This is a genomic window from Streptomyces sp. NPDC002742, assembly GCF_042888885.1.
Lineage (GTDB): Bacteria > Actinomycetota > Actinomycetes > Streptomycetales > Streptomycetaceae > Streptomyces.
This window is the reverse complement of sequence record NZ_JBIAQF010000014.1, coordinates 51,987-72,569: the sequence shown is the minus strand read 5'-3', so window position 1 is coordinate 72,569 and position 20,583 is coordinate 51,987. Positions and strand designations below refer to the sequence as shown.

21 protein-coding genes and 1 riboswitch are annotated in these 20,583 nt (G+C 71.4%); of the genes, 16 read left to right on the top strand and 5 right to left on the bottom strand.

What is annotated here, in order from left to right:
* Positions 1 to 34: 34 nt before the first annotated feature.
* On the top strand, positions 35 to 673 hold the full coding sequence (locus ACFYW8_RS25235) for a helix-turn-helix domain-containing protein (RefSeq protein ID WP_389080243.1): 639 nt from the start codon (positions 35 to 37) through the stop codon (positions 671 to 673).
* Positions 674 to 702: 29 nt separating this feature from the next.
* Positions 703 to 819, top strand: coding sequence for a DUF6126 family protein (locus tag ACFYW8_RS25230; protein WP_362501904.1), 117 nt, complete (start codon positions 703 to 705; stop codon positions 817 to 819).
* A 22-nt stretch (positions 820 to 841) separates the two neighbouring features.
* Here ACFYW8_RS25230 and ACFYW8_RS25225 read toward each other — a convergent pair whose 3' ends face one another.
* Positions 842 to 1,639: a tyrosine-protein phosphatase gene (locus ACFYW8_RS25225; protein ID WP_365869714.1), complete on the bottom strand. Its 798-nt coding sequence runs from the start codon at positions 1,637 to 1,639 to the stop codon at positions 842 to 844.
* A 633-nt stretch (positions 1,640 to 2,272) separates the two neighbouring features.
* A riboswitch (cyclic di-AMP (ydaO/yuaA leader) is annotated at positions 2,273 to 2,430 on the top strand.
* A gap of 4 nt (positions 2,431 to 2,434) precedes the next feature.
* Between ACFYW8_RS25225 and ACFYW8_RS25220 the strand changes: the two genes are divergently transcribed.
* Entirely contained in the window at positions 2,435 to 3,352 is a 918-nt protein-coding gene (locus ACFYW8_RS25220) for a peptidoglycan DD-metalloendopeptidase family protein (RefSeq protein WP_389080239.1), read from the top strand.
* A 347-nt stretch (positions 3,353 to 3,699) separates the two neighbouring features.
* Complete coding sequence (locus ACFYW8_RS25215) at positions 3,700 to 4,485, top strand: SGNH/GDSL hydrolase family protein (RefSeq protein WP_365869955.1); 786 nt, start codon at positions 3,700 to 3,702, stop codon at positions 4,483 to 4,485.
* Between the two features lie 176 nt (positions 4,486 to 4,661).
* Here ACFYW8_RS25215 and ACFYW8_RS25210 read toward each other — a convergent pair whose 3' ends face one another.
* The 4 genes from ACFYW8_RS25210 to ACFYW8_RS25195 form a co-directional block, all read right to left on the bottom strand.
* Positions 4,662 to 5,282: a TetR family transcriptional regulator C-terminal domain-containing protein gene (locus ACFYW8_RS25210; protein WP_365869717.1), complete on the bottom strand. Its 621-nt coding sequence runs from the start codon at positions 5,280 to 5,282 to the stop codon at positions 4,662 to 4,664.
* A gap of 262 nt (positions 5,283 to 5,544) precedes the next feature.
* Positions 5,545 to 5,964, bottom strand: a complete 420-nt coding sequence (locus tag ACFYW8_RS25205) for a hypothetical protein (protein ID WP_365869718.1) — start codon at positions 5,962 to 5,964, stop codon at positions 5,545 to 5,547.
* 219 nt (positions 5,965 to 6,183) lie between these two features.
* Positions 6,184 to 7,362 (bottom strand): Glu/Leu/Phe/Val dehydrogenase dimerization domain-containing protein, encoded by a 1,179-nt coding sequence (locus ACFYW8_RS25200; protein ID WP_389080233.1) that lies wholly within the window; start codon positions 7,360 to 7,362, stop codon positions 6,184 to 6,186.
* Entirely contained in the window at positions 7,359 to 8,978 is a 1,620-nt protein-coding gene (locus tag ACFYW8_RS25195) for a thiamine pyrophosphate-binding protein (protein WP_389080230.1), read from the bottom strand. The genes ACFYW8_RS25200 and ACFYW8_RS25195 overlap by 4 nt, the downstream gene beginning before the upstream one ends.
* A gap of 490 nt (positions 8,979 to 9,468) precedes the next feature.
* Here ACFYW8_RS25195 and ACFYW8_RS25190 point away from each other — a divergent pair, with 490 nt between their 5' ends.
* The 12 genes from ACFYW8_RS25190 (at position 9,469) to ACFYW8_RS25135 (ending at position 20,531) form a co-directional block, all read left to right on the top strand.
* Positions 9,469 to 10,689, top strand: coding sequence for an MBL fold metallo-hydrolase (locus ACFYW8_RS25190; protein ID WP_389080227.1), 1,221 nt, complete (start codon positions 9,469 to 9,471; stop codon positions 10,687 to 10,689).
* A 347-nt stretch (positions 10,690 to 11,036) separates the two neighbouring features.
* On the top strand, positions 11,037 to 13,085 hold the full coding sequence (locus ACFYW8_RS25185; RefSeq protein ID WP_389080224.1) for an ATP-binding protein: 2,049 nt from the start codon (positions 11,037 to 11,039) through the stop codon (positions 13,083 to 13,085).
* Positions 13,086 to 13,225: 140 nt separating this feature from the next.
* Positions 13,226 to 13,660 (top strand): roadblock/LC7 domain-containing protein, encoded by a 435-nt coding sequence (locus tag ACFYW8_RS25180; protein WP_365869722.1) that lies wholly within the window; start codon positions 13,226 to 13,228, stop codon positions 13,658 to 13,660.
* A gap of 2 nt (positions 13,661 to 13,662) precedes the next feature.
* Positions 13,663 to 14,034, top strand: coding sequence for a DUF742 domain-containing protein (locus tag ACFYW8_RS25175; RefSeq protein ID WP_365869723.1), 372 nt, complete (start codon positions 13,663 to 13,665; stop codon positions 14,032 to 14,034).
* Positions 14,012 to 14,611: an ATP/GTP-binding protein gene (locus ACFYW8_RS25170; protein WP_365869724.1), complete on the top strand. Its 600-nt coding sequence runs from the start codon at positions 14,012 to 14,014 to the stop codon at positions 14,609 to 14,611. Before ACFYW8_RS25175 ends, ACFYW8_RS25170 begins: the two co-directional genes overlap by 23 nt.
* Positions 14,608 to 15,207: a GAF domain-containing protein gene (locus tag ACFYW8_RS25165; protein ID WP_389080217.1), complete on the top strand. Its 600-nt coding sequence runs from the start codon at positions 14,608 to 14,610 to the stop codon at positions 15,205 to 15,207. The genes ACFYW8_RS25170 and ACFYW8_RS25165 overlap by 4 nt, the downstream gene beginning before the upstream one ends.
* 338 nt (positions 15,208 to 15,545) lie before the next feature.
* Positions 15,546 to 16,574: an L-threonine 3-dehydrogenase gene (gene tdh / locus ACFYW8_RS25160; RefSeq protein WP_365869726.1), complete on the top strand. Its 1,029-nt coding sequence runs from the start codon at positions 15,546 to 15,548 to the stop codon at positions 16,572 to 16,574.
* Between the two features lie 19 nt (positions 16,575 to 16,593).
* A complete protein-coding gene (locus tag ACFYW8_RS25155) occupies positions 16,594 to 17,787 on the top strand; it encodes a glycine C-acetyltransferase (protein ID WP_389080665.1) in 1,194 nt (397 codons plus the stop codon).
* A 79-nt stretch (positions 17,788 to 17,866) separates the two neighbouring features.
* Positions 17,867 to 18,772 carry a LysR family transcriptional regulator gene (locus tag ACFYW8_RS25150; RefSeq protein WP_389080213.1) on the top strand — a complete coding sequence of 302 codons (906 nt, stop codon included), beginning with the start codon at positions 17,867 to 17,869 and terminating at the stop codon, positions 18,770 to 18,772.
* Between the two features lie 38 nt (positions 18,773 to 18,810).
* Complete coding sequence (locus ACFYW8_RS25145) at positions 18,811 to 19,383, top strand: helix-turn-helix domain-containing protein (RefSeq protein WP_389080210.1); 573 nt, start codon at positions 18,811 to 18,813, stop codon at positions 19,381 to 19,383.
* Entirely contained in the window at positions 19,383 to 19,916 is a 534-nt protein-coding gene (locus ACFYW8_RS25140; protein ID WP_389080662.1) for a GNAT family N-acetyltransferase, read from the top strand. Before ACFYW8_RS25145 ends, ACFYW8_RS25140 begins: the two co-directional genes overlap by 1 nt.
* A 255-nt stretch (positions 19,917 to 20,171) precedes the next feature.
* Positions 20,172 to 20,531 carry an MmcQ/YjbR family DNA-binding protein gene (locus ACFYW8_RS25135; RefSeq protein WP_389080207.1) on the top strand — a complete coding sequence of 120 codons (360 nt, stop codon included), beginning with the start codon at positions 20,172 to 20,174 and terminating at the stop codon, positions 20,529 to 20,531.
* Positions 20,532 to 20,583 lie beyond the last annotated feature (52 nt).

The window sequence follows — 20,583 nt, the reverse complement described above, 5'->3', positions numbered from 1 at the left end:
TGCCCCAGAGGCAATCATCGGGGTCAATGGTCATATGAGCCCTGCCGATCCAGGGGCGGTCGAAGAGCCGTCCGCCGAGCTGCGCGCCGTGGCGCCCCAGCTCCGCGCGCTGCGCCGCGGCGCCTCCCTCACGCTGGAGGCCGCCGCCCGCGCCGCCGGACTCTCGCCCGCGCATCTCTCCCGACTGGAGACCGGGCAGCGCCAGCCCTCGCTGCCGATGCTGCTCACGCTGGCCCGTGTCTACGGTACGACGGTCTCCGAACTGCTCGGCGAGACGGTCGCCGACCGTGACGCGATCGTCCGGGCCGCCGACATGGAAGCGGCCCCGGCGGGCGGCTGGACCTACTGGCAGGCCGGTGCCGCGGGCCGCGGTATGCAGGCGCTGCGCGTGCACGTCCCCTACGGCTCGCAGGGTGACATCGTGCGCGTCCACCCGGGCGAGGAGTGGCTGTACGTCCTCCAGGGGCGGCTCAGGCTGCGCCTCGGGGACACCGCGCACACGCTCGCGCCGGGGGACAGCGCCCACTTCGACTCGCTGACCCCGCACCGCATCGCCGCCGCCGAACGCGACGGAGCCGAGCTTCTTTTCGTACACACCCTGCTGCAGAGCCCCGTCGCCGCGCTGTGCCTCGGTCCTGCGACGGGCCACCCCACCTCGGGAGAGACGTCATGACCGAACCCACGGAACCCCGCAGCCGCTCCATGGAGGAGAAGTTCCCCCGCGCCCTGTGGGTGCGGCTGATCATCTACGTCGCCGTCGGCCACCTCTTCGCGGCCTTCATCTATCTGCTCTTCACGCTGGGCGCGCACAACCAGTAGAACCGCAGACCGGGCGAGCGGCTCAGTCCAGCAGCCGCTCGCGCAGACGCTCCCGGAGCTCCGGCGTCATCCCCAGTCCTTGCTCCAGGTAGGCGTCGACGCTGCCCCAGGTCTCCTCGATCGTCTCGAACGCGGCTGTCAGGTACTCGGCGCGCGCGTCGAACAGGGGGCTGAGCAGTTCCATCACCTCCGGGGAGTACGCGGCGGCCGAGGTGTTGCTGCGGTGCACCTTGTAGCGGCGGTGCGCGGCGTTCGACTCCAGGTAGTCGGCCACGATCGCGTCGCGCTCGACGCCGAGGGCGAGGAGGGTGATCGCGATGGACAGTCCGGCGCGGTCCTTGCCGGCCGCGCAGTGCATCAGGGCGGGCGCGCTGTCCTCGGCCAGCGCGTGCAGCACCTGGGAGTGCTCGGCCGTGCGCTCCTTGATGATCGCGCGGTAGGAGTTGATCATGCGGTTCGCTGCCTTGCCGTCGCCGAGGAGCCCCCGCAGCTGGTCGAGATCGCCCTCGCGGACCATCTTCCAGAACTCGCCGCCGGCCGCCGGGTCGGTCAGCGGGAGGTTCACGTTCCGTACGCCCGGCAGTTCGACGTCCGGGCCCTCCAGTTTCTGGTCCGCGGCATTACGGAAGTCGAAGATCGTGTGGAGTCCCAGGGAGTCGAGGAACGCGACGTCCTCCTCCGTGGCGTGCGCGAGGTGGCCGCTGCGGAACAGGTGCCCGTAGCGCACTCGTCGGCCGTCCGCGGTGGGCAGGCCGCCCACGTCGCGGAAGTTGCGCACTCCGCCGAGCTCGGGCTCGGTCGACGGGACCTGCTGCGTCACGGGGGCTCCTCCCATTCGGCCGTCGGCGTCGCCTGGTGGACTCGGCGTCGCTCGTCGGCAGTTGTGTCCGGCTGGCGCTCTCGACGATACGACATGGGTTCCTGAGGCAATGAGTTGTCCACAGGCGTCTCGTCTCAGGAGATACGGCCTTGACGGCGACGCTTTATGTGTACACGTGTTCGAATGTGTTCACCGGTCGCCCGCCGCCTCCGGTCGCGCGTGTATGCCGGGGTGAATTGTTGCGAGATGCGGCATTGGGGCGTGCCGTTTTTGCGAGTCGACCCACCTTGGAATCCAGATGTGATGATTATCCGCCTGCGCCGCATCTGGCTGTTCTGTCCCTAATTGGCGCCTTCGTTACAACTGGCCCTGGAATGAAGCAGCCTGGGTCGAGTCGCGTGAGGAGCGTCATATTCGTGACGATGCGTTGCCGTCCTCGAATTCCAACCCGCCCGCATTTCCCGGCGGGTTGGGATGCCCGAAAGATCGTCATTCCACAGAGGGTGACGGCAATTTCCGCATGGATCAAGAAAGGTGGACGAACGGGAGAAGCGCGTAGTTGTCGACGCGCTCTCATCTCGCCTACGTTCTGCCTCAATCCGGACGGACGCCCAATCCTGCCGCCGTCCGGAATCCGCACACTCACCCGTACATGGCAGGAGCGGGGGACCCACAGGTTCCGCGCCTGGTCCGGTCTCCGGAACAGGCTAGGGGTACAGCCACGCAGCAGCGTGGCCGGGCATCTCCAGCCCGCACCCGACAGCTCACCCCGCAGGCGCCGGAGAGGAAAACGTCATGCCCGCGAAGGGTAAGCACCGCCGTCCCAAGTCCCTCCGTTTCACCCGCTCGATCGCCGTGGCCGGAACCGGTGGCGCCGCACTCGCGCTGCCGCTGATGGGAGCCACCGGCGCGCACGCCGCGACCCCGGCCGCCGCCGTCGCGCAGCACGTCGAGAAGGCCGCCACCGCCGCTCCCGTCGCCGGGAAGGCCGCCACGACGAAGACGTACGCGGTGAAGTCCGGCGACTATCTCTCGAAGATCGCCGACGAGCACAACGTCAGCGGCGGCTGGAAGAAGATCTACTCCGACAACCGCTCCGCCATCGGCGGTGACCCGTCGCTGATCCACCCCGGTCTGAAGCTGTCGCTCGGCAAGAAGGCCGCTTTCGTCGGCGCCACTCACACGGTCACGCACACGGCCACGCACACGGCGACCCGCACGACGGCCCCGGCGCCCAAGACCGACCAGGCGACCCCGGCCCCCGACACCGCTGCCCCCGACAGCGCTTCCGCCGGCAGCGGTTCCGGCTACACCCTGCCGGTCGAGAGCAGCTCCGTCGGCACCGGCTACAAGGTGCCGGGCAGCATGTGGTCCAGCGGCTACCACACGGGCGTGGACTTCGTGGTTCCCACCGGTACCACGATCAAGTCCATAGCCGCGGGCACCGTCGTCTCCGCGGGCTGGGGCGGCGCCTACGGCAACCAGGTCGTCATCCAGCACGCCGACGGCAAGTACTCCCAGTACGCCCACATGTCGTCCCTGTCCGTCTCGGCGGGGCAGACCGTGACCGAGGGCCAGCAGATCGGCCTCTCCGGCGCGACCGGCAACGTCACCGGACCTCACCTGCACTTCGAGATCCGCACCACGCCGGACTACGGCTCCGACGTCGACCCGGTCGCGTACCTTCGCTCGCACGGTGTCGCCGTCGGCTGACGCCTCACCCTGAGCTCCAGACGCTCACCCTGCTCCTGACGGCAGGACAGCCTCCGAAGGCCGGACCCACGATCCCGGGGTCCGGCCTTCGGTGTTCCCGGTGTGAGGCACCCGGCCACTGTCGAACCAGGCGCCTGACCGCTGCCCGGTGATTTCCCGTGATTTCCCGGCCCGTGGGTGATCGCTCCTTCAACGTCCGTGTTCCGGGTCTTATTCCAGAGTTGACCAACGCTTGGCGAGTGGCTTATCTCACCGTCCGTCAACCCTTCCCTACGGTCGCGTAGCTCACATCCAGAGGTGAATTATGGGTCGATGTGGCAGACGATTCGAAGAGTGACGACAGATCAGTGATCGGGTCGTACGTGGCGGTGGGGGACAGCTTCACCGAGGGCGTCGGCGACCCTGGGCCCGACGGGGCGTTCGTCGGCTGGGCCGACCGGTTCGCGGTACTTCTCGCCGACCGGCGACCCGAAGGCGATTTCAACTACACCAATCTCGCCGTGCGCGGCAAACTGCTCGACCAGATCGTCGAGTCCCAGCTCCTGAAGGCCAAGGAGCTCGGCCCCGACCTGGTCTCGTTCTGCGCGGGCGGCAACGACATCATCCGCCCGGGCACCGACCCCGACGAGGTCGCGGAGCGCTTCGAGCGCGCGATCTCCGATCTCACCTCCGCCGTCGGCACGGTCATGGTGACCACCGGCTTCGACACACGTGACGTGCCCGTGCTCAAGCATCTGCGCGGCAAGATCGCCACCTACAACGGACATGTGCGGGCCATCGCGGACCGCTACGGCTGTCCCGTCCTCGACCTCTGGTCCCTGAAGACGATCCAGGACCGCCGCGCCTGGGACGGAGACCGACTGCACCTCTCGCCCGAGGGGCACACCCGGGTGGCGCTCCGTGCCGGACAGGTACTCGGCCTCGACGTACCCGCCGACCCGGACCAGCCCTGGCCGCCCCTCCCGCCGCGCGGCACGCTGGAGATGCGCCGCGACAACATCCAGTGGGCGCGCGAATATCTGGTGCCGTGGATCGGACGGCGACTGCGCGGGGAGTCCTCGGGCGATCACGTGGCGGCCAAGGGAACCCTGTCACCGGACGACATCAAGATGCGCATCGAGTCGGTGGCCTGAGCCGGGACCGACCCGGTCAAGGCACCACGGACGGCGCGGGTCCCGGCCGGGTCGAGCGGCCGGGACCCGCACCGGCGTCCGGGGCGGTTCGGGTTCGAACCCTCCCCCTCCGGGTCTCGGCCGTGCTCGCCGTCGGGGCAGCGCCGCGCGGCGCAGCGCCGGGCCCAGCAGGCGTGCTAGCGCACCGCCGCCATCAACGCCTCGCGCTCAAGGCCCAGTTCACGGGCGAGGGCCTCGTCCGCCCACTCCTGGGTCCGCGCCCGTGAAACGGCTCCCGAGTACGCCGTCATCTGGACGGCCAGTCCGTCCAGGAGCGCCGTCAGTCTGAGTGCCGCGCTCGTGGGGTCCGGGCAGTGGAACTCGCCCGCGGCCACGCCCTCCGCGATCACCTCGGTCATCGCGGCCTTCCACTGCCTGTCGAGATCGCGGGTGACCTCGCGCAGCGCGGGCTCGCGCAGGGCGACCGCCCAGCCCTCGATCCACAGGCGCCAGCCCTTCGCCTGCCCTGTCGGGGCGTACCAGCGCACGGCGGTCCGAAGGCGTCGCAATGCCGTCGTACGGCGGCCGAGCAGCTTGCGCAGATGGGCGAGGTCGTCCTCGGCCGCGTAGGTGAAAGCGGCGGCGACCAGCTTCTCCTTCGTCGAGAAGTGGTACAGCACCAGCGCGTTGCTCACGCCGAGGGACGAGGCCACGTCGGCGATCCGTACCGCGGCCACACCCCGCGCCTCGATCTGTTCGACGGCGGCCCGCAGCAACTCCTCACGCCGCTCCGCCACGCTCAACCGCACTCTCGCCACGCGGCAACCCTACACAGCACTTCGGGAAGGGGCCCGACAGGAGTTGACGCTCCCGCGGGGCAGGACCGACGATCCCGCCGGGAGCCGGGAGCCGGGAGCCGGGAGCCGGGAGCCGGGAGCCGGGAGCCGGGAGCCGGGAGCCGGGAGCCGGGAGCCGGGAGCCGGGAGCCGGGAGCCCGGAGCCCGGCTGTCCGATCGGTCCGATCGGTCCGGCTGGGCCCGGTCAGGACCGGCAGGGTCAGTTCGTCGACTGTGGCCGGCCTCAGTCGACGAACTGATAGTCGGCCTCGATGCGACCGTCCTCGTCCAGGACGAGGAACTCCAGCCCGCCACCCGTGACCTGTCCGTCCCCGGTGTGGAAGGACTCCCACCGGAAAGTGATCACGTCGTCCAGCCGGCGGGCGGGCTCCTGGATCCTGAAGACGTACGTCCCAGGAGCCACGAACTCCTCGTAGGCACGCGTCACGCGCGCGTGCAGTTCGTCGTGGCCCCTGGCCTCCAGTACGGCGGTGCCGAAGCCGAGGGACACGGCCCGGTCGTGCATCTCCTGCGGGGGGCGCAGGAGATGCACACCGTCCTTGGCCCACAGCTCGTGAACGCACTTGAGGCGGATCTCGGGGTCGGGTTCGTTCCAGACGCCGATGTAGCGCTCGATCAGGTCCTGCGCGTCGATGGCGGGCATGGTGCTCCTCGTGCGGGTCGGTGCGCGTTTTCGCGCGGTCGCTCTGACGACACCGACTCTGCTTCGGCCCGGCCCGCGCCTCAATTCCCTCCAGGGAATCGCCGTGCTCGGCGCGGACTCCCGGAGCCGCCGCGGCGCGGATTCCCGGCGTCGCCGCGCGGCGGAGCGGCGACCGGCCCGACGAGGTGGCGGTGGAGGCGGGTCAGCGGCTCCGCGTCCTCACCGGTACCACCCGTACCGCTCCGCGATGACCGGCAGCCGGTCGGTGACGATGGCGTGGGCGGCGGCCCGCGGCGTCGTTCCGTCGGCCTCCGCGCGCGCGAGGGTCCGGTCGATCAGGGCGCGCATGGAGCGCCGGGTGTGGGTGAACGCCTCGTCCGCGTCGGCGCCGATGTCGCCGAACAGGGTCCACCACCACCAAGCGTTCGTCCCGGAGTTGACCACGACGTCCGGCAGGACGGTGACCCCGCGCGCGGCGAGCAGCAGTTCCGCGTCCGCGAGGACGGGCATGTTGGCCGCCTCGACGATCCAACGGGCCCTGATCGCGCCCTGGTTCGACGTGTCGATCGCGTAGGACACCGCGGCGGGCACCAGCACATCGACGTCGGCGGACAGCCAGGCGTCGCCGGGGAGTTCCCGGTCGGCGTGGCGCAGCACCGCGCGGTCGACGGTTCCGTACGCGTCCCGCGCCCCGAGCAGCGCCTCGACATCGAGGCCGTCCGGGTTCGCGATGGTTCCCTTGACGTCGGCGACGGCCACGATCCTCAGCCCCGCGCGCGCGAGGAAACGCGCCGTCGCCCCGCCCATGGTCCCGAGTCCCTGCACGGCGACGCGCGTTCCCGCGTGTTCCAACCCGGCCCGGTCCAGGGCGGCGAGCACCGACTCGGCGACGCCGCAGCCGCCGACCAGTTCGTCGAGGCCGATGCCGTCCACCTCGACCGCGAAGGCGTCCGCGAGCCGTTTCCGGGCCGCCGCCTCGTCGTCGAGCAGCGGGTACACGGCCTGGATGGAGGAGACGAGGCCCGCCTCCTCGGCGGCCCGGTCGACCAGGTCCTGGCTGAGCCCTAGATCCTCGCCGGTGGTCCAGAAGGCCTCGATGTAGGGGCGCATGGCACGCAGATAGCGCACCAGGAGGCCGTACGCCGCCGGGTCCTGGGGATCGCAGTCGATACCGCCCTTGGCGCCGCCCAGCGGGATGTACCGGCCCTCGGGGTTGTAGTGCAGGGCCTCCTTCATGGTCATGCCGCGGGCGAGCCCGGTGACCTCCTCCAGGGTGCAGCCCGGCCGCATCCGCAGACCGCCGCTGGAGACGCCGCGCACGAGCCGGTCGACGACGAGATATCCAGGGCGGCCGGTGACATGGTCCGTCCAGGTGAGCGTCATCAAGGGGGCGGTCATGGGGTCTCCTCGGGGATGGCGATCAGGGTGGGGCCGGGGGTGCGCAGTGCCTCGGTCAGCGCGGCGGCCAGCTCGTCCGGGCTGTACGCGTGCGTGCCCTGTCCTCCGTAGGCGCGGGCCAGGGCGGGCAGGTCGACCGGTGCGAGGTCGACGGCCGTGGGGGTGTCGCCCCGGGCGGCCATCTCGTCGCGGATCTCCCCGTAGCCGCCGTTGTCGAACACCACGACGGGCAGCGGGAGGCGCAGCTGTACCGCGGTCGCCAGTTCCTGCACCGTGAACTGGAGGCCGCCGTCCCCGCTGAGCGCCACCACCTGGCGGTCGGGGCACGCCGCCTTGGCACCGATCGCCGCGGGCAGCGCGTAGCCGAGCGTTCCGAAGCCGGTCGGGTGAAGATAGCGGCCCTCCGGGCCGAGCGGGAGATGGGGGAGTGCTCCGTAGTAGCAGCACTGGGCGCTGTCCGAGGTGATCACGGCGTCTTCGGCGAGGACGGAACGGACGGCCCGCAGGTACGGGATCCAGCGGGAGTCCCGTCCGGCGGTCTCGGCGTTCCGGGCGGCCCGCAGGACCGCGGCCCGCCGGACGGGGTCGTCGTCCGCCACGCGCGCGCGGTGGCGTACACCGCCGGACGACACGACGGCGGCGAGCAGGGCCGTCAGGGACAGCCGGGCGTCGCCGACGACGGCGATGTCCGCCGGGAGACCCGCGTACATCTGGTCAGGGTCCAGGTCCACGCGGATCAGCGTGCCGTCGAGGGCGGGCGGCGCCGACCACAGGTCGGACTCGGCGAGTTCGGTACCGACGGCGAGCACCGCGTCGCGTTCCGTGAGCCACTTCTGGATCGAGGGGCTGTGGAGGGACACGCCGAGGGACAGCGGGTGGGTCTCGGGGACGATCCCCTTGCCGTTGGCCGTCGTGAGGACGGGAGCGCCCAGTGTCTCTGCCAGGGCGAGGCCCGGAACGGCCGCGCCGCGCGCTCCGCCGCCGAGCACGAGGGCCGGACGGCGGGCCCCGCGCAGGGCTTCGGCGGCCCGCTCCACGGCCGCCGCGACGGGGGCGAGGGGAACGGCGGGCGGGGTGAGACGGACCGGACCGGTCTCCTCGGTGGCCTCCAGCAGATCGAGGGGAATCTCGATGTGCGCGGGGCGCGGCCGACGGGTGCGGAACAGCGTGAAGGCGCGTGCCACCGCCGCGTCGATCTCCGCGACCGAGGACACGCGATGGCTGAACGCGGCCACGCCCCGAAGTGCCTCCGTCTGACTGCGCGCCTCGTGGAGCAGACCGGTGGCCAGCCGCGGATGGCGCAGCGGCATTCCGGGGGAGACGACGAGCAGCGGCACGCTGTCCGAGTACGCCTGGCCGATGGCCGCCGCCGCGTTCAGCAGGGCGGGTCCGGTCGTCGTGATCACGACACCCGGGTGTTCGGTCACGCGCGCGTAGCCGTCGGCCGCGTAACCGGCACCTTGTTCGTGGCGCGTCAGGACGTGCCGGATGCCGTACGAGGACAGGTGGCGGTAGATCTCCAGGTTGTGCGTTCCGGGGATGCCGAAGACCCGGGTCACGGCGTGGCCGCACAGGGCGCGGACGAGTGCCTCGCCGCCGGTGAGCGTCTCGCCCATCACAGAGTCCGCGCGCCGGCGCTCCGCGCGCTGACGGGAGCGCCCACGGTCTTCGCGGCGGGGAGGTCGGACACGGTGTCTCCAGGGGGACGGACGGCGTGACCCTCGGGCCACTGGGACGGTGACCAGTCTACTGAACCACGAGTCAGTATGGGAATGAGGGCAGGGTCGGGCCGACGCACTGAATCGACCGTCAGTGGCGGCGCCGGGGTGCCCGGGGGTGACGCTGCGGAGCGGTGCGGGTCCGCTCGGTGAACCCGGCCCGTACCCGGACGTGATCGCACGGCGAGGGGCCACCGGCGGCCATCGGAGGGCGCGGTGGCGCGGTGGCGCCCGGAACGTTTCCCACGTGTGGAAGAAGCGCGGGCGCGCCGGGGTTGAGCACATACAGACCCAGGGTCACGGACATCGCCTCGTGACCGGGGCGACCCGGCGCTGTCAGAGGCGACGACCATAATGAAGGCCTGACCGACTCCATCTGGAGGTATCCGTGACCGGTTTCCGTACCTTGAGCTCCGGGCTCCGCGCGCTGCGGCCCGCCGCCTTCGGCGCGGATCCGGGTGGTGCGCGCATGCGGCGCATCCGCAATTCGCCGAACTTCGCGGACGGCGTGTTCCAGAACCCGGAGACCGCCCGCACCCGGCCCGACGGCTCGATGCTGGAGTTCGCGAAGGTCTACTTCCGCAGCGAGGAGCGCGCCCACCGCTCCCCGGCCGGGACGGTGCCGGTGCACGCGACGACACTCGCCGACCTGGCCAGGCCCGCCGCGACCGGGCTGCGGCTCACCTGGATGGGGCACTCCAGCGTCCTCGCCGAGATCGACGGCCACCGCGTGCTGTTCGACCCGGTCTGGGGCGAGCGCTGTTCCCCGTTCGCCTTCGCGGGTCCCAGGCGACTGCACCCGGTGCCCCTGCCGCTGGCGGCGCTCGGCCCGGTAGATGTCGTGGTGATCTCGCACGACCACTACGACCACCTCGACATGCCCACGATCAAGGCGCTGGCCGACACGGACACGGTGTTCGCCGTGCCGCTCGGCGTCGGAGCCCATCTGGAGCACTGGGGCGTCTCGGTGGACCGGATCCGCGAGCTGGACTGGCAGGAGTCGACCAAGGTCGGCGGGATCACCCTGACGGCGACGCCGGCGCGCCATTTCTGCGGTCGCGGCCTGCGCAACACACAGCACACCCTCTGGGCCTCCTGGGTCGCCGAGGGCGACACCCACCGGATCTACCACAGCGGCGACACCGGCTATTTCCAGGGCTTCAAGGACATCGGCGCCGCCCACGGCCCGTTCGACGCCACGATGATCCAGATCGGCGCGTACAGCGACTTCTGGCCCGACATCCACATGACGCCCCAGGAGGGGATGCGCTCCCACCTGGATCTCCAGGGCGGGCAGCCCTCCGGAGTGATGCTGCCGATCCACTGGGGGACGTTCAATCTCTCCACCCACGCCTGGTCCGACCCGGGCGAGGGCACGCTGGCCGCCGCCCGCGCGGTCGGAGCGCGCGTCGCGCTGCCGCGTCCCGGCGAGCCGTTCGAGCCCACGGCCGAGACCGTTCCCGCCGAGCCGTGGTGGCGTGGCGTGGCCCGTACGCCGAAGGAGGGCTGGCCGGTCGTCGAGGAGAGCGTCGCAGCCGACACGCCGGGTGACGTCGCCGGCGGCTCGACGGAGGGCACCGGGGAGCCCGAAACGGTGTCCGCGGGCTGATCGACCGATCCACGGCGAGGGCCGAGGAGCGAAACGCTCCTCGGCCCTCGCCTTTTGCTTGTGACCGCTTCCGACCAGCCCTGATCGAGCCAGGGTTCGACGCGAACGTGTGTCCGGCAGGGTTATCGGTCAGCCGTGCGACGCGTCATACCAGAGCGGGACGCTACCTCGGGGAGTTTGTCAACAGCCCACCGCACATGATGCGTTGGCGACTACTGTCAGTTGCCGACGGGCGACGCAGGGCCGATTTTTTCGGCTCTCTCGACCGGCACCGCTATGGCACACGCCCGAGTCGCGCAGACCCGCGGGAGCTCCGTGCCCCCGACGCATCCAGTACGAGGAAGCCGATGTCTCACCTTCGCGCACCGGCCGCACGCGCAGACCGCCGTGAGGGCGGGCGGCACGGACGACCGGCCGCCCGTACCACCCCTTCGCCGCCCGAGACGCACCTGCGGCCCCAGCTGCTGCGCCTCGCGGTCCTGCCGCCGACCGCGGTGGCCCTCAGCGCGTGCGCCGCCGTACTGTTCACCGTCCGCTCCACCGGCGCCCGGCCCGGCCCGATCCTGTGGGCCGTCCTCGCCGGAGCCGTGGGCGTGGCACTGGCGGGCATCCTGATCGCCGCCGTGGCCGCCGACCGCGCCGCCACGTCCGTACGGGAACGCATGGGAGCCCTGCGCCGCACCAGCGCCCGCACCGAGACCGATCTGCGCGCCGTCGTCGAGGGGCTGCGCCGCGGTGAGGACCCGCCCGCGCGCAGGACGCGCCGCCGTCCTCCCGCGGACGCCGACGACTTCGAACTGCTCGCCGCAGACATCACCCGTGCCCACGACGGCGCCGTGACGGCCGTCGTGGAGGCCTCGCGGCTCTCCAGCCACGCGGGCAGCGAGCAGAAGGTCGAGGTCTTCGTCAATCTGGCCCGGCGCCTGCAGTCCCTCGTGCACCGCGAGATCTCCATCCTCGACGAGCTGGAGAACGAGATCGAGGACCCGGACCTCCTCAAGGGACTTTTCCACGTCGACCACCTGGCCACCCGCATCAGACGCCACGCCGAGAACCTGGCCGTGCTCGGTGGCGCCGTCTCGCGCCGTCAGTGGAGCAACCCCGTCTCCATGACCGAGGTGCTGCGCTCCGCGATCGCCGAGGTCGAGCAGTACTCGCGGGTCAAGCTGGTGCCCCCCATCGACGGCACCCTGCGCGGCCACGCGGTCGCCGACGTCATCCACCTGGTCGCCGAACTCGTAGAGAACGCCACGGTGTTCTCGGCCCCGCACACCCAGGTGCTGCTGCGGGTCGACCTGGTCACGTCGGGACTGGCCATCGAGGTGGAGGACCGCGGGCTCGGCATGCAGGCGGCCGAACAGGACAAGATGAACGCCCTGCTCGCCGATCCCGACCAGGTCAACGTCGCCGGTCTGCTCCAGGACGGGCGCATCGGACTGTTCGTGGTCTCGCAGCTCGCCCGTCGGCACGGCATCCAGGTACGGCTCCAGAGCAACATCTACGGCGGCGTCCAGGCCGTGCTCGTGGTCCCGCAGGGACTGTCGGGACCGAAGCCGGGCGCCCTCGAGGACGCGGACGTGACGGTGGCGCCGTCGCGGCACACGAACGGGGGACACCGGCCGGCCCTCGGACCCGGACCCACGCAGTCGGTGCCGGTCCAGGTTCCGGTCCTTCCCGGGGGCCGCCCGGTGGCCCCGGTTCCCCGGCAGTCGCCGCGCGGGGAGCAGTCACTTCCGCGTGCCGCGCCGGGCGAGGGTCGCGGCGGTTCCTCGCCGCTCCCTGTGCGCGGCGCCCGTTCGGAGCGGCCCAATCCGGCCGAGGCCGTCCCCGGCATCCGCCCCGAGGACCGGCTCGCCGCCGCCGAGAACGCGGCCATGCCGCCCACACCGCGCGCCGGCGTCGTGCGCGGCACCATGGACAGGCCCCACCTGCCCAAGCGGCGCGCTCAGGAACACATCGTTCCCCAACTGCGCGAAGCCCCCGCCCCCCGCCCGAACCCGGAGCATCTCGTCGGCCACGACCCGGGCCTCATGGCGGCGTTCCAGCGCGGGATCGGGCGCGCCGAGGCCGCCGGGGCCGATCGGGCCAGCCGGGAGCAGCCGGAGCCGGTCCGGGGAGCGTCGCCGACGGCCGAGTCGGCGGCCCCGGCGTCGTTCCCGGACCGGGCGCGCCTGGAAGAGCCGCGCGGGGACGGTGTGGGCCGGGCGCACGAGGAGTTGTCCATGGGCACCCCTGCCGACAGCGGCGACCCCCCGCACGCACACCTGACGGACGGCACGCCGACGGCCCATCCGGACGAGGCTCGCGCGACGCGCGTACAGGCGCCGCACGCCCGCGAGACACCGTCCGGACACGACCGCGGCGCCCGGCGCGACGGGAGCACACCGGCCGGATGACCACCCCCACCTCCACCCCCACCCCCATCTCCACCCCCATCTCCACCCCCACCCCCATCTCCACCCCCATCTCCACCCCCACCCCCATCTCCGCCCCCACCGCTCCCGCGGACCCTCGTACCTCAAGGAGTCGATCCCCCATGGCGAGCGAAGCGCCCACCCGCCACGTATCCGATCTCGACTGGCTGATGAGCGGCCTCGTACAGCGCGTACCGCACACCACGAGTGCGGTGCTGCTCTCCTGCGACGGGCTCGTGAAGTCGGTCCACGGCCTCGACCCGGACAGCGCCGACCACATGGCGGCGCTGGCCTGCGGCCTCTACTCCCTCGGGCGCAGCGCGGGCGTGCGTTTCGGGGACGGCGGCGAGGTGCGCCAGGTCGTCGTCGAACTCGATTCGACCCTGCTGTTCGTCTCCACGGCCGGCTCCGGCACCTGTCTCGCCGTGCTCGCGGGCCGCGAGGCCGACGCGGCCGTGCTCGGCTACGAGATGGCGATGCTGGTCAAGAGCGTCCGGCCCTATCTGGTCACCGCACCCCGACAGCACGCCGTCGAACCCTCGGCGATGAGGTCTTGAGCGTGGCCGCGGCCGGCGACGGGCCCTGGCTCGATGACGCGGCGGGACGCCTGGTGCGCCCCTACACCGTCAGCAACGGCCGGACCCGGCCGACGACCGCGCTCGACCTCCTCTCCCAGGTGATGGCCACCGGAGCCACACCGCTCGGCCATCTCGGCCCCGAGCACAGCCAGGCACTCGAACGCTGCCGGGCACCGGTCTCGGTCGCGGAGGTCGCCGCCCATCTGAAGCTGCCGGCGGCGGTCACCAAGGTGCTGCTGTCCGACCTCGTCGACTGCGGGGCGCTCACCACGAAGCCCCCGGAGTTCCACCACAACCCCACTGACCGGTCTCTTCTGGAGGCAGTGCTCGATGGATTACGACGACAGCTCTGACCCCTTCCCCACCGCGCTGAAGATCTTGGTGGCGGGAGGGTTCGGGGTCGGCAAGACGACGTTCGTCGGCGCGGTGAGCGAGATCGCGCCGCTCAGTACGGAGGAACTGCTGACCACGGTCAGCGCCTCGACCGACAGGCTCGACGGCATCGAGAACAAGGTCGAGACGACCGTCGCGATGGACTTCGGCCGCATAACCCTGGATCCGGAACATGTGCTCTATCTGTTCGGCACACCCGGGCAGGAGCGGTTCTGGTTCATGTGGGACGAGCTCTCCGAGGGCGCGCTCGGCGCGGTGATCCTCGCCGACACGCGACGCCTGGAGGACTGCTTCGCGGCCGTCGACTTCTTCGAACAGCGCGGTCTCGCGTTCATCGTCGCGGTCAACGAGTTCGACGGCTCGTACCGCTACGACCCGGCCGAGGTGCGCGCGGCCATCGACCTCGACCCCGGGATCCCCGTCGTGTGCTGCGACGCCCGGATCTCCAGCTCGGGGGTGCAGACCCTGCTCACCCTGGTCCGTCACCTGCTCGCCCACGCCCCGGCCCATGCCCCGAGCCACGGAGCCCGTACATGACCTACGACCCGCCGCGGCCGGCCGGTCGTCTGCTGCTCACACCGGAGGACAAGGACGCCCCCGCCCGGGTGCGACGCCTGCGCCGGCTGGGTCTCGGGGAGCGTTCCGAGCCGGCCTTCGACGCCTTCGCGGACCGCCTCGCGGAGGTCGCCGCGGCGCCCTACTCGATGGTCAACTTCATCGACGAGCAACAGCAGTTCTTCGCCGGCCTGCACACCCCGGACGGCAGCGGGCGGGGCACCGGCCTCGCAGCGGCAGCGGCAGCGGCCGCGGACGGGAGGGAGCCCGAACCGGGCCGTTACATGGCCCGGGACCACGGCTTCTGTCCGCACGTGGTGGTGCGCCGCAAGGCTCTCGTCCTGGAGGACGTCTGCGACTACCCGCGCTTCGCCGGGAATCCGGTCGTCGACGAGTTCGGCGTCCGCTCCTACCTCGGTGCCCCGCTGATCGACCGCAGCGGCATCGCCCTCGGCACGATCTGCGTCGTGGACGTCGAGCCGCGCCCGTGGGGAAGAGCGGGCCTGGAGACCATCAAGTCGATGGCGGCCGAGCTGGTCGAGCGGCTCGAACGGCGGGAGGGAGCCCACGGGATCTGACGACGTGCCGGGACGCGGGGGACCGGCCTTGGCGGCCACCCGGGGCCCGCGCTTGATGTATGTGATGAGCCCCCATGGGACGGGAATCATGCATGTCCACGTAGTCACCTCCGCCGGCGCAGTCCCCCTCTTGGGCCACTCCGGCGGTCCGACATCAGACCACGGGCAGGGCTAGGGAGAACTGGGGTGTGAAGGAAAGCTGGGGCCGCGCTTAAGAAATCCTCGATGGACCAAGGGCACCGTCGTACGGCAGATTCCTGGGTGAATTCACCCCTCTCCCCGGTGCGGGCCTCCTTCGGCGTGCTCTTTCCCGGGATCTCACGCACAGGAGCCGTCGAGTGAAGGCGCTGGTCAAGGAGAAGGCGGAGCCCGGACTCTGGCTCACGGACGTTCCGGAGCCCCAGGCCGGCCCCGGTGAGGTACTGATCAAGGTCCTCAGGACCGGGATCTGCGGCACCGACCTGCACATCCGCAACTGGGACGGCTGGGCGCAGCAGGCCATCAGGACGCCGCTCGTCCTCGGCCACGAGTTCGTCGGCGAGGTCGTCGAGACCGGCCGGGACGTCGCCGACATCAACATCGGCGACCGCGTCAGCGGCGAGGGCCACCTGGTCTGCGGCAAGTGCCGCAACTGTCTCGCCGGGCGGCGTCACCTCTGCCGTGCCACCGTCGGCCTCGGCGTCGGCCGCGACGGCGCGTTCGCCGAGTACGTCGTGCTGCCCGCCCAGAACGTGTGGGTGCACCGCGTCCCGGTCGACCTCGATGTCGCCGCGATCTTCGACCCGTTCGGCAACGCCGTGCACACCGCGCTGTCCTTCCCGCTGGTCGGCGAGGACGTCCTGATCACCGGCGCCGGCCCGATCGGCCTGATGGCCGCCGCGGTGGCACGCCACGCGGGCGCCCGCAACGTCGTCATCACCGACGTGAGTGAGGAGCGCCTGGAGCTGGCCCGCAAGATCGGCGTCAGCCTCGCCCTCAACGTCGGAGGCTCGACGATCGCCGACGGGCAGCGCACGCTCGGCCTGCGCGAGGGCTTCGACATCGGCCTGGAGATGTCCGGCCGCCCCGAGGCCATGCGCGACATGATCGCCAACATGACCCACGGCGGGCGGATCGCGATGCTGGGCCTGCCGTCCGAGGAGTTCCCGGTCGACTGGTCCCGGATCGTCACCTCCATGATCACGATCAAGGGCATCTACGGCCGCGAGATGTTCGAGACCTGGTACGCGATGTCGGTTCTCCTGGAGAGCGGCCTCGACCTGTCGCCCGTGATCACCGGCCGTTACGGATTCCGGGACTACGAGGAAGCGTTCGACGACGCGGCCGGCGGCCGCGGCGGCAAGGTCATTCTCGACTGGACCCTCTGAGGACTCTAAGGAACTGATGATGTTCGACTCCGTGCGCGACGACCTCCGCACCACCCTCGACGAGATCCGCGCCGCCGGGCTGCACAAGCCCGAGCGGGTCATCGGCAGCCCGCAGTCCGCGACCGTGAACGTCACCTCGGGCGGCCGCCCCGGTGAGGTACTGAACTTCTGTGCGAACAACTACCTCGGTCTGGCCGATCACCCCGAGGTAGTCGCCGCCGCCCACGCGGCGCTCGACCGCTGGGGTTACGGCATGGCCTCCGTGCGCTTCATCTGCGGTACGCAGGAGGTGCACAAGGAACTGGAGGAGCGGCTGTCCGCGTTCCTCGGCCAGGAGGACACGATCCTGTACTCCTCCTGCTTCGACGCCAACGGCGGAGTCTTCGAGACCCTCCTCGGCGCGGAGGACGCGGTCATCTCCGACGCCCTCAACCACGCCTCGATCATCGACGGCATCCGGCTGTCCAAGGCGCGCCGCTTCCGGTACGCGAACCGCGACATGGCCGACCTGGAGGCCCAGCTCAAGGAGGCCTCCGACGCGCGCCGCCGTCTGATCGTCACCGACGGCGTCTTCTCGATGGACGGCTATGTCGCCCCTCTCAAGGAGATCTGCGACCTCGCCGACCGCTACGACGCGATGGTCATGGTCGACGACTCGCACGCCGTCGGCTTCGTCGGCCCCGGCGGCCGCGGCACCCCGGAGCTGCACGGGGTCATGGACCGCGTCGACATCATCACCGGCACCCTCGGCAAGGCCCTCGGCGGCGCCTCCGGCGGCTATGTCGCGGCCCGCGCCGAGATCGTCGCCCTGCTGCGCCAGCGCTCCCGCCCGTACCTCTTCTCGAACACGCTCGCGCCGGTCATCGCCGCGGCCTCCCTGAAGGTCCTCGACCTGCTGGAATCCGCCGACGACCTGCGTGTCCGGCTCGCCGAGAACACCGCGCTGTTCCGCTCCCGGATGACCGCGGAGGGCTTCGACATCCTCCCCGGCGACCACGCGATCGCCCCCGTGATGATCGGGGACGCGTCCGTCGCCGGCCGGATGGCGGAGCTGCTCCTGGAGCGTGGCGTGTACGTGATCGGCTTCTCCTACCCGGTCGTCCCGCAAGGGAAGGCCCGTATCCGCGTACAGCTGTCCGCGGGACACTCCACCGAGGACGTGAACCGGGCCGTGGACGCCTTCGTGGCGGCGCGCGCGGAACTCGACGTCTGACACCGTGTGCGCCCTCACGCCCGGGGCGCACACCGGCCTGATGGCCGGAAATGGCGTGTGACCTGAGAGAATCGGTCGCATGATCGAGGCGCGGCGGCTCCACATCCTTCGTGCGGTGGCCGACCACCGCACGGTGACGGCGGCGGCCGCCGCGCTCTATCTCACGCCCTCGGCGGTCTCGCAGCAGCTGACCGCCCTGGAGCAGGAGACGGGGCACCGGCTCGTCGAGCGCGGCGCCAAGGGGGTACGGCTGACGCCCGCGGGCGAGATCCTGCTCGGCCACACCAATGCCGTCCTCGCTCAACTGGAGCGCGCGGAGGCCGAGCTGGCCGCGTACAGCTCGGGTTCCGCCGGTACGGTCACGGTGGCCTCCTTCGCGACGGGCATCGGCCTGGTCGTGGCCCCCGCCCTGGCCCGCCTCGCCGTCACCTCGCCCGGAATCCTTGTCCGCGTCCAGGACGCCGAGGGCGACGCCAGCCTGCCGATGGTGCTCGACCGGCAGGTCGACATCGCGGTGGCCGTCGAGTACCGGGGCGCCCCGGACGCGGACGACCCGCGGCTGACGCACGTCCCGCTCTACGCCGAGCCCTTCGACGCGGTCGTCCCCGTCACCCACCGCCTGGCGGGCGCCGAGGAGGTGCCGCTCGCGGAGCTGGCCAAGGACCCGTGGATCGGCCCGTACCCGGGCAACCCCTGCCATGACGTGGTCGTCCTGGCCTGCGAGAACGCCGGATTCCAGCCGCGCCTCGAACACTCCTCGGACGACTTCCGCGCCGTCGTCGCCCTCGCCTCCGCCGACGCGGGCGTCGCCCTGGTGCCCCGCTCGGCGCTGCGGGGCATGGAGCTCACGGGTGTGGTCGTGCGTCCGGTCGACGGCATCGCGCCCACCCGCCGCGTCTTCGCCGCCGTACGCCGTGGCGCGGAGGGGCATCCGCTGATCCGGCCCGTCCTGGAGGCCCTGACGCGAGCCGCGACCGTCGACTGACTCCCATCGCTTCTCATATCCGGGATAGCATCCCGGATATGAGAAGCGATGGCGATGCCGGGGTCGACGCCCGGCTCGGGGCGCGGCTGGCCGAGCTGAGGACCGAACGAGGCTGGACCCTGGATGAGCTGACGGAGCGCAGCGGGATCAGCCGGTCGACCCTCTCCCGTGTCGAGCGCGCCGAGATCAGCCCCACTGCCTCCCTCCTGAACCGCCTCTGCCATGTGTACGGGCGGACCATGTCGCACCTGCTCAGCGAGGTGGAGGGGGAATCCGCGCTCCTGGTCCGCGCGGCCGACCAGGCGATCTGGACGGACAAGGCCTCCGGATTCGTCCGGAGATCGGTGTCTCCGCCGTACGCGGGACTACGCGGTGAACTGGTCGAAGGGCGGCTCGTGGCCGGCGCGGACATCGCGTACGACAGGCCCCCCGTCGCCGGCCTGGAGCAGCACATCTGGGTTGTCGACGGAACTCTCGACGTGACCGCGCAGGACGTCGAACACCGCCTCGATGCCGGGGACTGCCTCCGGCTGCGGGTGTGGGGCCCGACGCGCTTTCGCTGCCCCGGTCCCGAGGATGTGCGGTACGTGCTGGCGGTGGTGCTGCCGTGATCACCGTCGCACGTCTCACCCCGGCCGAACTCCATGGTGTGGTCGATGAGTTGGCGGACCTGCTCACCGACACCGTGGACGGTGGCGCCTCGATCGGATTCCTCGCCCCGCTCGACCGCGCGGCGGCGCTCGCCTGGTGGCGGGAGCGCGCGGACGCGGTCTCGGCCGGGCACCTCGCGGTCTGGGCCGCACACGGCGACGACCGGCTGCTCGGCACCGTCACCCTCGCCTTCCCGGACAAACCCAACAGCCGCCACCGCGCCGAACTCGTCAAGCTGATGGTCCACCGGGACGGCCGCGGTCAGGGCCTCGGCCGTACGCTCCTGACGACCGCGGAGAGGAAGGCGGCCGCCGCGGGAATCACCCTCCTCCACCTGGACACCGAGACCGACAGCCCCGCCGAATCCCTCTACCTCTCAGCGGGCTGGACCCGGCTCGGGGCGATACCGGACTACGCGGCGACGCCGTCGGGCGAACTGCGTCCGACGACGATCTTCTACAAGAGGCTGGGAGCGTCCGCGGGCGAAGGGTGACCCCGGGCTCGGCTCCGGTGGGGAGACCGGACCGGCGGCGCCGAACCCTGTCACCCGGGCTCGGCCCCGGTAGGGGTACGGGCCCGTCGGCCGGCCACGGCGCGAGCCGCGCTTACGCCGGTTGCGGAGCGAGGCCGGGCCGCCGGGCCGTCGGATCCGCGGTGGGCGCTGCACGGCCCGCCCCACCGTTGACGTGGCGCGTTGCCGTCGCGCTTCGCCGCGTCGATGTCAGTGCCGTTGGCTAGCGTGCGTCTCATGCCGGATGCCGAAGCCGTACGCAGTATCGCCCTCTCCCTGCCGGACACGTCGGAGAAGATCGCCTGGAGCATGCCCACCTTCCGGGTCGCGGGAAAGATGTTCGCCACGCTGCCCGAGGCGGAGACCTCCATCGCGGTGCGCTGCCCGAAGGAGGAACGCGACGAACTGGTCCTGGCCGAGCCGGGAAAGTTCTGGATCGCCGACCACGAGGCCGGATTCGCCTGGGTCCGGGCCCGGCTCGCCGCCCTGGAGGACGACGACGAACTCCGCGACATCCTCGCCGACTCCTGGCGTCAGGCGGCCCCGCCCCGACTGGTCGACGCCCACCCCGAGTTGGGGCTCCCGTCCGCCGGCTGAAACGGCTCCTTCGTTGTCGGTGCCCCGTGGCATGATCCGAAGCGGGAGCGAA